Here is a 13,652-nt window from a genome sequence, read left to right as displayed (position 1 = left end):
TCGTGGCCGGCATGAAACGGGAATAATGGAGAAGACGTGGCCGGATCCTGAAAAGAAACCACGGCAAAAGCCCCGGTTAAGGGGCATGGCCTGGATGTCAGGAGTTACGCGTCAGACGTGGGTGTCGTGTGCCTCAAACAGCTGCATCTGGAAGAGCTGCCGGATGGCCAGCTTCTCAAGACGCTCATCCGTGCAGTACAGCAGCTCGCCTGCGGGCAGCGTTTTACGCAGGTGTTTCATCATCTCAAACACCTGAACGTCGCGTGGATGGCTGCTCAGCCGGTTAGCCCGCTTACGCATCGCCCCCTGCTGACGACGGTATTTCAGCGACTCGATCCTCCTGCGGTCGTACCAGCGACGGCGGGCGGCCTGTGGCGAGATGTCTTCATCCTCCCTCATCAGCCCTTCCGCTATCATCTGCCGGCGCTCCTCGCTCCTGCGCAACGCCTTTTCCTGCTCCTTTGCGAGTCTGGCCATGTCCGCGCCCAGCATCCGGAAGCCGGCATCGGTTATCCAGACATACTTCGGCAGCCACTGCCCGGACGCGCGGTCCCACATTTTTTCTTCCGACACCGCAAGAACGCCATACCGGACCTGTTCGCTAATCAGGCGGGACATGCGGCTTACCGTGACGGCCGTCTCCGGAATGACGTTGCCGTGTTCGTCTTTCGGACTGACCTCCTGAGCCAGCCGCGACGTGCACATGCCGACAGAATGTTTGCCCTTGTCGCAGAAACTGATCAGAACCGGCCAGGTGGTATCCAGCAGCCGGGCTTTTTCCGGTTTGAAATGGTTTTTACGCCCCGCCTTCTGGCGGTTCATCAGGTAGTAAGGGTGCAGCGACATCCGCATGCGCAGTTCGCTGAGGCCGGTTTCCGGATCGGTTTTCACCAGGCGATTGTAAAGGTAGCCAATCTGGCCACCTACCGGTTTGTAGCGCGCCGGCCGGAACCACCGCGGATTTTCGCATTTTGCGTGCGTGGAGTGTTCGCCCCTTACGCGCCGGGTCTTACGGGGTACGACGGGGACGAGAAACGAGGACGTTTCACCGGCATCGACGCCCTGCCAGAAACGTATCTGTTCTTCCGTACTGAGCTGACTCCAGTGACGAACAGGGGTGCGCTGTTTCATGACGGCATCCCCCTTTTCCGCTGCACACGCTCAGCCTTGAGGCGGGCCGCCCGGAGATGGTCAGGCCTGATTCTGAGGGCCTTAAACAGGGAAGGGGTGAAGAAAATGTGTAACAGCCCGTCCGCATCACTTCCGCGAACGATATATTCAATATCTTCCAGCGTCTGAAGCGCACGGTCAGCCTGCCGGCGACCGGTGAACGCGCACTCCATGACCATCTCTCTGAAGGAGCGCTGAACGGAATTCGAGACAGGATCATAATAAAAACACAGCCATTCCAGCAGTACCCCCATGGACGTAAGGCGTTCCTTCCGGGGCATCCTTTTAAACTTACCCACCGCTTTAGCACAAAACACCCTCAGCGAGAGGCCACTACCGGACGTCAGAAGCCGGGCTTTCTTCACCAGCTGGCGGCAGAGCCGCGGCCGGATGACGGTCGCCGGGGGAGTGAATAACGGTACGAAATGGTTGCTGACAGCAGAATGGTCGCCATGTGGGCACTCACCTGCGTGCAGAGTCGGGCACATATTCCCGATTAGTGTCCTGTCATTCACCCTGTCCCGGACTTATGGCGGACAGGGGTTGTCTTATGAATTGCATGCGATATAATCCTTCACAGGCCTGTGCCTGCTTTTGACCCCCTGATTTCTGAATCCAGCCCGCCAAAGTTGAAGACAGAATCAGGGGGTTTTTGCATTCAGAATCCGGGCACGCCGGATTCTGACCCTGGACGTTTTACGGATACGTCCCATCCGGATAGTCGGTGGCCCCCGCGGCCGCGCATGTTCGGTCACGGAGGTTTGTGCTCTCCTCTTCTGCAGACCGCCACAGCCCGCCGAAAAGGATCGTTACGATCGCGCCACACGATCGTCCGAAAATCATACCCTCAGAAAAATCTCAGATCCAGCCTGATGTTAAATTTCGTAACCTTTTTGCATCCAAAAACGTCTTTTTTGCAGGTGCATGTTTTTTCTGGTTTCTCTCTAAGGCGGTGCAGTAAGTCCGGCCCCCGTCCGGGAGGGATGAAGGCTGAAAAATACTAAAGTCAGGGATAAGCGAGACGATAACTGTCTCTGAACGCGGACTTACCTAAAAGAAAAAATGGTACTGGTTAATTTACGCCGACAGCTTTACCGGGCTGTCAGCTCTTTTTTCGCCTTCAGCCTTCAACCCCCTTTCGGGATTGAATCATGATGGTTTCACGGGCTGCATCAATGCGGTGTTCCGTCAGGAATGCCGTTTACTCACCCCGCCCATGACTACTGAGCCGGAATGGCGTCGCCTGAGCGTTGAGGTAATCGATGTAACAGACAGGGTAAAAGTTCCTGAACGTTGGACTATCTGGTCAGTAGCATTATAAAAATGTTTTTTTAATAAGGACTGGACCATATATTTCCATTGTTTTTAAGTTGTTTCTGTTTTCTCAAAAAAATAGATAGTATCGCCTCAGAACTTCAATGGAAATGGACAAGACTGATGATGGCAACAGTGACAGAAATATTGAAAGAACTTTTTAGTATCAACGGCGTTTTCACTGCTGTGATTGCCATTATCGTTACTATTGCAAAAAAGTATATGGAATTTCATCGTAGAGATTTTTTCTCACGGCCATCCTCTGCGCAGATTAAAGCCGTCAAATGGCTCAGGAAATCTGCTAAGCCAATGTCAGATCCCCTTATCAACGCTGAACAACAGCTTCTCCTCGAGTCATTCGGCTTACTCAGAAACAGAGAACTATCAATTAAAATCATATGCCTATATGCAATTAACCCACCGGCGCTGGTTCCGTTTTTGAGGGCGGTTCTTCGCTATCAGGGTATGTACAAAGTTATTGACGGGAAGATATGCCCTCGAAAATATCACAAATGGTTCCTGCCATTGGTGATATTTTGTTTACTGCTGTTTAACTGCTTTAATATATACAGAAGTTATCAGCTACATGATGGTATAGAACTATCCACGTCAGTTGTACTATTTTTAACAACTTTTTCAGCATGGTCCTGGGCCGCTTTCTGTGACTGGCAAATTTCAGTAGCCAGCAAAAAAATTAATGAATACTCTCCTCCAGAGAGCTATTTTACCTTTGTTTCAGAGGATTTTAGTTCAATTCTGAATTGCAGCTATCCTAAACCTGGCTGACAGAATCTAAGTATACACCAGTAGTCTTTAATTGATTGTACAGCCGACATGTGCAGCACCTGTTTCCAGTTACAGTGAATTACCACCATAACTTTACCGGGCCAGATTTTAAAAGAGGAAAGATGAGAGCTCTGCCGAGCCCGGCCCGATGGATGTTTCTGCGACATAAAAGCTCTGCAAGTAAAAGTAATCACCGGCAGTTATTGTGCGTCTGAGCATGATGACGTGAACCATACACACAGGCTTTATGTCCTGCCCGACAGGCAATAATCATGTGATGAATAATTTGCAAAAGACCAGATGTAGCCCGTTCAGGGTGAAGTGCGCTGCGACGATCATGACCAGAACGCCAACAATTCCCCATACCCATAAATCTTTATCAGCGCGAAAAAAAAGGGGCATAAGCCCCTTCTTAATCTGATTAGAACGCCCAGACTACAGAGATATATTTCCCGCTGAAGATTATGCGATAGGCACAGCTATCGTTCACAAATTCAGCTCCGTTTAGTTCAATGACCAGTAACATGGACACCTCCCATATTGCCGCTCCATCGCGACAGGACGTAACCACACGTTTGTTTGGCTACATGGTATTTATCAGGAGGTTCACACGCTGCCAGATAATAGCCAAAAAACTGCATTTTTTGTCCATTACCGCGCATCATAACAAGCCGCACTTAGCAGCTCTTTATTAACCTTAACAGATTTACGGCGCATCAATTGCCAGGCGGTGCATTTCTGCCAGAGCAACAGGACATTTTATCTCCAGTTTATTTTGCTCAAAAGCTTCTTTACCTAGGCGTACATAAAAGGATTTATAGATTATCTCAGATACTAAAGTACCATGAAGACGGTAATTGGCTCTGGCCTGTTCTGTCGCGGCAATAAGTTCATTTAAAGTCATGAGGTTGTTCATGGTGTTTACCTCTACTGGCTCGGGAAAATCCTACGCTTTGTGCCCTAATTGTTCTGTCACGACATCTCCTGAGCAACAAAAAATCAGGATCAAAGTGAACATTCCGGAGAGGGATGCAACCAGTACGCGGCTGTCCGGCCTGACGGTTTTATTTCCCTGCTGCTTTTTTTATGGCCTGCTGCATCACCGATTCGCTGACCACGCCTGGCAGCACCGTGGTGTTTGCTTCCGTGGCATTTTCCACCGGCATGACGATAATGCCCGGCGTTCCCGTCAGGCCCAGCATCTCTGCCAGCGCGTCGTTGTTCCGGATGACCGCGTCTGATTTACCGTCGTCTACACCGCTTTTATCCGTTACTCCGGCAGCTTTTGCCGCCTCATCGATGTCGGCAGCGGTCAGCTTCCCTTCGTTATGCCCCGTGTGGTAAATCCCGTTGTGATAGGTCAAGTAGGCCTGCGCACCCTGCCGATGCCAGACGTCCAGCCCGCGACGTGAGGCCAGCGTGGACTCCTGAAAACGCGGGGCGAATATCGTCCAGTCGCGGAACGCAAAGCGCACATCCGGATTTGCGGCCATCACTTTCTCCATTACGGGGGCCATCATGCTGCAGGCGATGCACTCGTAGTCGAAGAACTCCGTCACCAGCACCTTTGCGTTTTTCGGCCCTGAGACGGGGATGTCACCCAGCTGCATCAGCAGCCGGTGCGCACCGACCGCAGCCTGCGCATAAGCAGCCTGACGGCGCGCCTCCTGACGCGCCTGCAGCTTCTTGCTGACCTCAATCAGCACGTCCGGATGGGCAACCAGGTAGTCTGCCGCGATTTCGCCGATGCGGGCCTGCTGAGCCGGCGTGAAGTCAGCAGCAGCCTGGCTTTCCGGCTTCGCCGTGCCGTTAATGGCAGTGGTTGCCGCTGTCTGCGGTGGAGGCGTTAATGCTTCAGATGCCGCCTGGACGGCAAAGCATACAGATGTGGCCAGCATTACGGCGGCCAGCGTTATGTTTTTTTTCATAAGATTCCGTATGTCGCGTAGTGCGACAGGGTGGTTTATTTACTTAACCCGTATGAATACGGGAGTCGGGAATGTAAACGGGCCCGGCATCGTCAGGCCCGCAGGTAAGTTAACGTTCTTTCTGGATGTTGCGGATGCGTTCGCGCTGAGGCTCCTCACGCTCACGTCCCCGTTCTTCTGACGGCAGGACAGGCTCATCCTGACGCCGGAGTTCGTGCGCTGCGCCTGACAGTGTTTTATCTGACAAACCGGCGGGCGCACGTCTGGCCAGCGCAGCGGCAGAATCCTGTTCTGCGGTAAGCTGCTTCAGAACGGACGGTGAAACGGAAATGTCCGACAGTGTATTGTCCTGCAATACCAGGCCGGCCGGCAGTCCGGGCTGGCTGAGGCTGGCCAGCATTCTTTCTGCAGCGGCTGACAGCGTTTCCTTCTTCTCAGCGAGTTCGCCTGCGGCGCGGATAATGAAGCGAGTGTAATCAGGCTCCTTTTCACCCGGCAGGGCAGGAATTTTCTCTTTCAGTGTTTCTGCCACCCACCGCTGCCAGCTTTCCGCCTCTGCTTTCTTCTGTTCCTCCGTGTCAGGCAGCTTTATGGCCATATTCTGCCTCTCGCTGGAAAGCATCTCTGCTGCGCGTTGCAGGTCTGCCTGCCTGGGGTGAGCTGAATCCGGAAGAAGCCCGTCTCCGGGCAAAACGTTAATCAGTGCCTGCAGCTCTGCACGAACCAGACTCATGAGTGCGGCATCCGGGCGAATCGCCCGCTCCGGCACACCACCTGCCACTCTGAGCATCTGTGCCGAAGGCGGCCTGCGGCCGGTCTGCAAAACCACGCCCGTTTCCGGATGACTCCGGGCCGCCTCAAGCCCCTGCTCCAGTGACGTCACGACCAGAGTTTCACCGTTCCGGCTCTTGCGGAGGACTGCCGCCTGCGCGTCACCCGTGGTCAGCGTCCTGCCCTCCCCCGTCCTTATACGTCCGCTCTCTGCCTGTAAGGAATACAGACTGATACCTGCCGTTTTGCCGTTTCCGTCGAAAACCGGCAGAGCGATGTGCGGTTCAGGATATTTTTTCGTGGGCGGGATGATACGCGCGGTAACGGGACTGTGCTTAAGCCCCTGCTCCCGCAGGAACGTCCGCCCTATTGCCGTTTTGGACAGTGACTTACCCATCCCCCAGATGAGCCGCGCCTGGGCGCGTTCAGGCTGCGGATCGAGCGCGTCATGCGCCGTCTCCGGCTCTCTGTCCCTGTTCTGCAGCGTGCCCAGCCAGTCTGACAGACCGTCCGTGTAAATCTGCACATGATCGACCGCACGGGACAGGCTGATGTAAAACGCCCGCATTCCGCTCATGCGCTGACGCGCGCCCTCAGTGCCTTCCAGTGCAATAACGAAATCTGCACTGGCACCCTGTGCACCGTAGCCGGTCACCGCCCACGCATAGTCGAGATGCTGATCGGCCGTCACGGTGCCCGGCTCTATCACCTTTTCACCGGCAGCATTCTTCAGCACCACCTCGCCGTTCTCCCGCAGCGCCTCCACCCGGTACTGTTCATGCGCCGCGTGGCCGGCCGCTTTCTGCGTTTTGTTCATGCGCACGCTGTCTCCCACCCGCAGTTCAATATGCTGGCGCTCAAAAACCTCAATTTCCGTCACGTTCAGCTCGGCGGGGGAGTAAAACTGCGTCCTGCCACCTTCGTCGCGCAGGACGATCCGGTTTATCCCCGAATCAACCGCCGTCACGGTGAGATAGCTGTCGTTGACCTTTACCACCTGACCGGAACTCCAGGCCGACGTGCGGTTGAAGTCATGACGCCCGCCCGTGATGCGCGACAGCACCGGCACCGTGACGGCCTTTTCACCCAGATCCTTCAGTTCAGTCAGCCTGTCATGAATGCTCTGGTTAATGGCACGACGGTCTTCGTTCAGCTGCGCGATGATGAGCGTCTTTTCCCGTGCAGCGGGCGTGCGGCCAGTCCAGTCCGCCACGATAGCCTCCACGGGCGTTTGGGTTTCGACAACAGACCGGGCGGGCAGAACCACCTGTTCCGAACGCGGGACCGCCGACGGCGGCACCTGCATGATTTTTTCAATGGCCGCGGCCGCCTGGTTCTCGATCGCGCTGTATACCGCAGATTTCAGGTTTTCATCACGCTGCCGGACAATCTCTTTCATCACGGCCACGTCGATGGGGCTGCGCTCCTGCACCAGCCGGAAAGGCGCACCGCTTTCTGGAGAAGTAAACTGTGCGACGTCCCCGACCGAGACTGCCCGGCCCCGGCCTGATGAAATAGCCTGATAAGCCGCCGCGGTGTCCTGGTTTCCCAGCATCGAGGACTCATCGATGAGGAACAGCGTATTTTCAAAACGGACGCTTTCGCCTTCTGCCGTGCGTTTCTGCCAGTCCACGATGAATGACTTCAGGGTCTGAGCCTCGATGCCGACGCTGCGCATCTCCTTCACCGCGCGGTGCGTGGGTGCCAGTCCGATAACCTGCGGCCGGGCGTGTTCAGGCAGCGTATCAAGAGCCGACGTTACCGCCCGGAACTGGGTAGTTTTACCGGTGCCCGCATACCCCTGTATGGCAATAAACCGGTCTTTACTTTCGAGGATCAGGTGCGTCGCCTCACTCTGTCCGCCGGTCAGCCCGGCGGAGAGTGACGCCGGAATGAACTCCATGAGTGGCGGCACGGCATTTTTACCCGCCGCAATTTCAGCCACGACAGCCTTTTCCATCTCCCAGGTGGCGCGCGCCACATAGCGGCTCTCACCGTCAACCGACACGCGTATCAGGGCCTTATCCGCCACCTGCTGTCGCAGCATCTGCTGCAGTCCGGGTGTGTCGGGCACAAAGCTCATGGCCTCCTTCAGCAACTCAACCTCGGTAAATGCCACGTCACGCATCTGGGCCACGGCGCGCGTAAACGCCTTATGCAGATCAGTCTGTACGCCGCTTTTCAGCGCCGTTACCGCCTCCGTGGCATCGTCCTTACCGCTCATCTCGCGGACCAGCGACAGTGGCGTCCGGACCGACCGCATCCGTTCAATGCGGTCTTCCGCCCGGGCCTGCGGCTCGCCCGTGAAGATTTCCGCTTCATGGCCGCTGCGCGCCAGAGTGTTCATCATGTTCGCCGTCAGATCCCGCCCGTTGAGGCTGGCCAGCACCACCCCGCGATCGTTATCGAGGCTGCCGGGTGCAGCGACGTAGGCGTGGGTCAGGTACAGCGCGCGACCGCTTTCGAGGGTTACCGGTTTTTTCTGTCCGTCGCGCAGGACGGTAATCTGCCCTTCACTGACTGACTCAACCGTCAGACGATCGCGAGCCTTAAGGCCAGCCGCTTTATCGCCGGCCACGGCAAACAGCTTTTCACCGGCAGAGACCTGCAGCGTCTCGCGGTCAAACAGTCGCCAGTCTCCCGTCAGGGTCCGGATATCCTGTATGCTGACCACGCCGTCTGTATCGATGAGCGACATCTGGCGGGTGTCTTCGTGAACACGGTCAATGACGTAATGTCGCGTCTCATTTTTGTCCGAGCGATCTTCCAGCACCTGCCCGGGCCGGTAGGTGTTTACCAGACGACGGGTTTTGGCCGTGGTGAAAACCGGAATACGGGCCTCCACGGAGACCTCTTCCTGACCGAGTTTACCGGCGTCTTTCAGCGCCGACCGGATGAGGCCGTTCAGTTGCTGCTGCTCACGTTCGCCTGCGACCGTCGCGCTCAGCGTCATCTCCGGCCCGCTCAGTTCGGCATAGCGCGTGGCCAGCGCCTGATAGCGGTCACGTTTGTCAGCAATACTGATGACGCGTGCTGCCAGTCCGGGCGACGGCTCGCTGAGTGACAGACGCTGGACGCCCGACTGCTCCAGGACAGACAGCGCACTTGTTGCGGCCGTTCGGCCCGCCCCGTCAAGGAACAGCAGTTGGGCATTCTTCTCCAGCGCCTCGCCGGTCAGCACCAGCATCTCCTTGAGGCTCAGCTTCTCTGCCCCGTCTATCACAAGCGTACTCTGGGGCGCGAGGCTGAAACCGTTACCGAGTATCCGGCTGCGCTGCATCAGGCTGTCTTTCAGCAGCGAGGATTTGCCGAGTGACAGGGCGCGTTCGGCAGAGGCGGCCATGACCATCACGTCACGCCCGTGAGCGCGTGACATTGTCACCAGCTGCTCTGCCGTTTCACGCTGACGCAGGGCTGATGAAGGCGCATTCAGGATGGCCACCGGTGCCAGCATCGCTTTCTCAAAGCGTTCGGGAACGGGCTCTTTCGGCGCACGAAAGCTGGCCACAACGTTTTCTCTGACCGCACTGGCCGCGACAGACTGCAGTGACAGTTCGTCAAGCAGATGTATGCGGGAGGTGAATACGCCCTTGTCCGCATCCAGCGGCACCAGTTCGCCACTGCTGATCACCTTATCAAGCGCGCGTTTCAGATCGGGGATTTTCTCTTCGTGCTGTCCTGCGCTGAAGGCCGTTACCAGCAGATCGCCATACGTAAAGCGGGTCTGGCTGTCGCTCAGCACGGAAATGGCTTCCCGGACGGCCTCCGTGGCATCGGTGCGCAGGGGAGCTTCAGGCGCGGACTGCAATTCCTCACGCGCACGGGCGTCACTGATGACCTGCTTAATGTCAAAGCCCAGTTCGTCCATCTGGCGCTGCCAGCGCGCCTGCAGGCGACTGCGGCCCCTTTCTGTTTCGGGTTTAACAATCGGCTCATTGACAGGGGAAGATATGTCCCGCAATACCTGTCCTGTATCGACCGGCTCCGCTCTGTCCGGCGCTGCGGTGACCGTCTTCTCAGCAGTGACAGTCTGTTCCGGTGCAGCCTTACCGGCGGAAACTGAGTCCGGACCGGCTTTCTGCTGAACGTCCGGATGCCTATCAGTGGCATCGGGCGCGCGGGTCTTAACCGGGGTTTCCGCGTTTTTGCCACTGGCCACCTCTGCCGGTCCGGATTCCGGCTGCGGCTCCCCGCCTTTCTCCTTCCCCTCACGCTCCGGTGAAACCGTGTCAGGCCCGTGCCACCTGACCTCTTCCGGACTCTTTCCAGGCAGGGTGTCACCTTCACCGTAGCGGTCAAGCGACTGTTTACGCTGGCGCGTGTCGAGCGCGGCCACATCACGGCTTTTCAGGCTGGCATCTTCCCCCACGCTGCCATGAATTTCTCTGTGGCGTGAAGAGAACTCTTCCAGTACGGTTTCGGTAAAGCCTTTAACCTCCCAGAGGCCATGCGGTCCGCCGGTCAGCTCCGTTTCATAACCCAGCGCTTCGGTTTTTCCCTTCAGAGAACTGCGGTAAAGCTGGCCAAACTTCACCTGGTGTTTGTAAATCGTCTCAATGAACCCGGTTCCGTGGATGTAGTCGGTGGACAGGGCTTTCCATTTACCTTCATGTTCGGTGGCGTTCACCACAACGGCGTGGGTGTGAATCTGCGGATCGAGGTTGCGCGAGGTGTCATGCGTGAACAGCGCGGCCACCATCTTGCCGGTCGGTTCGATGCGGGTAATACCGCCTCGGGTGTTACGCACGCTTATCAGGTTTTCAATCACCCCCAGCGCCTCTTTCACCGCCTCGTGGTGTGCCTCCAGCAGGCGTTTGTCGCCTCCGGCCAGTATCAGCATGGAGATGCTTTTAGGGGCGGAAAACGTCAGGTCATGTCCCGGACGGTGGACGTGCACGCCCTGCACCTCTTTGCCCAGCTCCGTTCCGTTGGGGAGCTTGCCGTCCAGCACGTCCGTAAACGTCTGCAGGTCAACCGGGCCTTCCAGGCCCAGCTCGCGCGCGCCCTCACCCAGCCACTGACTTTCCAGGTCATCGAGAAAATAGTAGTTATCTTTGCTGCTGTAGTAACTGGCAGCATCGGCGGCCGACGCCACCGGCGCAACGGTCATCATCGCTCATAATCTCCGTGGTCATGATGGTCGTCCATTTCCTGCCAGGCCTCGTAATCTTCACGGTGGCGCAGGATGTTTTTTTCATCTTCAGCCATGCGGTAGTTTGCCTGCCGATACTGGTCGGCATAGGCATCCTCCCGGCTGTCATTTCCGCCTTTTCTGTATCCTGCCGTCTGCACGATGAGCTGACCTGCATCATCTTTTTCCGCCACCATGCCCAGCTCAGGCGCTTCCCCCTGGGCCCCCTCCTCAGACACCGCAGAATCGTCGGTAGCGGCAGGCCGGCTCGTCCGGCGGGCCAGAATGTCGAGCGCACTGGTCGTTCTGACCGGTTGATTAGGTGTGAAGGGCGTGACGGCAGGCTTTGCTTCCGGAGCAGGCGGCACTTTTTCTGCCGCTGCTGCAGCCTGCGGACGAACTACGGCCCGTGCGGCATCAGGTCCGGCAGCTGAAACGACTGTCTCACGGCCGGGAAAAGCCCGGACGTTATCCGGCAGCGGTTCGGGTGCCTGAAGGCCATACACTGGCTGAGTAGTGATACTTTTGGCGTCTTGTGCTGTTGATTCATTTCGTACAGGCGTTGGTGCTGTTTGCACCGGCGTTGAGGAACCGGCTTCAGTCACTGCAACTGTTCCGGCAGACCGGAAAGAAGCAGTTGCCCCCTCCGTACCGCCCTCACCGGCCGGAAAACGCAGCCCCAGACCGGCCCCCTCCCGCTCGTTGCGCCTGATGATGTTTTCCAGCTCGGGACTCAGGTTGTCCCGGAAGTCGCGCTCGATGAGCGCAGGGTGGTACTTCTTCTGTTCGCGGTACTTCAGGCTGAGCTTCACCACCGGATACTCGCCCGGCAGACGGACATAAAAGCGCAGGTTGGGCAGCTTCATTATCTGGTCGTAATCAACAACCGGCTCCCTGACCTTGTCCTTGCTGATGGAAATACCGTCACGCTCCTGCGCCAGGCCAAAGCTGTTCTGCTCACGGGCCTCACGCCGGCGCTGATTGCCCAGGTCTTCCTCCACCATTTTTGCCACCTCGGCGCTGGGTGAACGGCCGTAAAAGCGCGTGTTCAGCAGGTCAAAAATGGCTCTGGCCATTTCGCGCCCGTAGACGTTGATCAGCTGGGGCATGTTCTGAATACCCAGCACAAAGCAGGCGCCGAACTTACGCCCCTCGGCCATGTGCTCTCCCAGGTCCGGGAGTTTCTGCAGATTCAGAATTTCATCACCGATAATCCACACCCTGCGCCGGCTGTCCTCGCCCATGCTCTGCAGGAATATCGTGGCCAGCGAGAGCCACATGGTTATCAGCGGACGCACGGATTTCCGGTGACGGGCCGTGGTAGAAATAAACAGCCAGCTGCTGTCGTACTGCTTCTCCGTCATCCATTCCCGGATACTGAACTCCGGCTTGCCCTCTTTATCGAGCCCCTGCAGGTAGCGCAGCGACTTCGCGTAGTTGGTCAGCACAGAGCGGATCGAGATGGCGGTTTTTTCGATTTTCTCCTCAACCAGGTTGGCTGAAGGCGTGTTTTTCAGGAATTCACGCAGGCTTTTCAGGTCGATGGACAGCAGGGTTTTCAGGAATCTTTCGATATTTCGCTGCGGATCGGACGCGAACTGCATGGCCGTATCACTGAAGATGGTCCGGGAGGAAGATACCCAGAACGGGTCCGAGTCGCCCTCGACCGGCATCAGCGCGGCCGTCATGTTCTCGTAATCCACCACCTCGCGGCCTTCACGCCACAGCACCCAGTTTTCGCACCGTCTGTCGTGTGTGTTCAGGATTTTATCCAGCCGTTCGTCGTAGTGCGTTTCGACAAAAGTACCGCCCGAGTCGTAAATAATGGCGCGGTCACCGCGCTTACGTATGTAGTCGAGCAGCCAGCGAATGATGGTGGATTTCCCGACATTCACGGTACCGTGAATCAGGTAATTCATGATCTCGGCATTGCGGACCATGTGCAGACCGCCCACCTGCAGATCGGACTTTTCGCCTGCCTTTTTCAGCTGCTGGTTAACCAGCTTCAGATCTTCGGTGAGCGTCATGCCTGATATGAACTCATCTTCGCTTTCCTTCCTGCCGATGCGGCCCACGTACCAGATAATGAGGCAGAGCAGTACCACCGCCACGATGCCGAAGGCGGAAAGACATAACCGGAGATTCTGCAGCATGTCAGTGGCCCGCTGTTGCATCCACGGGTCGGCAAGCATCTGTGTGAGGGTCATTTTGGTGGTGCAGAGCCTGTCGGGCTGACAGTGCCAGTGAACCTCCCATGCAGCAGGGCTGCGGGGGTTCATCAGCGGCACAAGGCCTGAAAACATCCAGCCGAACCAGTACCACGTGCCGTTACGCAGGGTGTCCTCCGGCGTGATGGCCCAGAACGCCACGCCTGCGCACAGAACAAAAAGCACCAGAACCCAGCTGAAAATCCAGCTGTTGACCTGCCCGAACATGCGCAGTCGGTAGGCCGTTATCTGGCCACCCTGGGTAAGATTTTTAGGTTTGAAACTCATATCAACTCCGGCGAGCGCGCAGGAAAAGCCCGCCCGTGCTGGACGAGCAGGCTGACT

Annotated in this window: 6 protein-coding genes; 1 reads left to right on the top strand and 5 read right to left on the bottom strand. The window is 56.8% G+C overall.

The features are described 5' to 3' along the window. Positions 1 to 111: 111 nt before the first annotated feature. The gene (repA, locus tag C7433_RS20610; protein ID WP_019106777.1) at positions 112 to 1,131 is read right to left on the bottom strand and encodes a plasmid replication initiator RepA; all 1,020 of its coding nucleotides are present in this window, start codon (positions 1,129 to 1,131) and stop codon (positions 112 to 114) included. 1,476 nt (positions 1,132 to 2,607) lie between these two features. Here repA and C7433_RS20595 point away from each other — a divergent pair. Beyond that, a complete protein-coding gene (locus tag C7433_RS20595) occupies positions 2,608 to 3,270 on the top strand; it encodes a hypothetical protein (protein ID WP_233255808.1) in 663 nt (220 codons plus the stop codon). A gap of 706 nt (positions 3,271 to 3,976) precedes the next feature. Here C7433_RS20595 and C7433_RS20590 read toward each other — a convergent pair. From C7433_RS20590 to traD, 4 genes are all read right to left on the bottom strand, one after another. Continuing rightward, positions 3,977 to 4,186, bottom strand: a complete 210-nt coding sequence (locus tag C7433_RS20590) for a hypothetical protein (protein WP_110268825.1) — start codon at positions 4,184 to 4,186, stop codon at positions 3,977 to 3,979. A 148-nt stretch (positions 4,187 to 4,334) separates the two neighbouring features. After that, positions 4,335 to 5,198, bottom strand: a complete 864-nt coding sequence (locus tag C7433_RS20585) for a DsbA family protein (protein ID WP_110268824.1) — start codon at positions 5,196 to 5,198, stop codon at positions 4,335 to 4,337. A 109-nt stretch (positions 5,199 to 5,307) separates the two neighbouring features. Further along, a complete protein-coding gene (gene mobF, locus C7433_RS20580) occupies positions 5,308 to 11,082 on the bottom strand; it encodes a MobF family relaxase (protein ID WP_110268823.1) in 5,775 nt (1,924 codons plus the stop codon). Then, positions 11,079 to 13,595 carry a type IV conjugative transfer system coupling protein TraD gene (traD, locus tag C7433_RS20575; protein ID WP_110268822.1) on the bottom strand — a complete coding sequence of 839 codons (2,517 nt, stop codon included), beginning with the start codon at positions 13,593 to 13,595 and terminating at the stop codon, positions 11,079 to 11,081. Before traD ends, mobF begins: the two co-directional genes overlap by 4 nt. Between the last annotated feature and the right edge of the window lie 57 nt (positions 13,596 to 13,652).

The organism is Pantoea sp. PNA 03-3 (assembly GCF_003201175.1).
GTDB classification, from domain to species: Bacteria; Pseudomonadota; Gammaproteobacteria; order Enterobacterales; family Enterobacteriaceae; genus Pantoea; species Pantoea stewartii.
Note: the sequence above shows the minus strand (reverse complement) of the source record. Positions and strands in the feature narration are given on the sequence as shown.

Coding starts and splice junctions, on each gene's coding strand:
- C7433_RS20595 (WP_233255808.1), top strand. CDS start 2,608: ATGATGGCAACAGTGACAGAAATATTGAAAGAACTTTTTAGTATCAAC.
- C7433_RS20590 (WP_110268825.1), bottom strand. CDS start 4,186: ATGAACAACCTCATGACTTTAAATGAACTTATTGCCGCGACAGAACAG.
- traD (WP_110268822.1), bottom strand. CDS start 13,595: ATGAGTTTCAAACCTAAAAATCTTACCCAGGGTGGCCAGATAACGGCC.
- repA (WP_019106777.1), bottom strand. CDS start 1,131: ATGAAACAGCGCACCCCTGTTCGTCACTGGAGTCAGCTCAGTACGGAA.
- mobF (WP_110268823.1), bottom strand. CDS start 11,082: ATGATGACCGTTGCGCCGGTGGCGTCGGCCGCCGATGCTGCCAGTTAC.
- C7433_RS20585 (WP_110268824.1), bottom strand. CDS start 5,198: ATGAAAAAAAACATAACGCTGGCCGCCGTAATGCTGGCCACATCTGTA.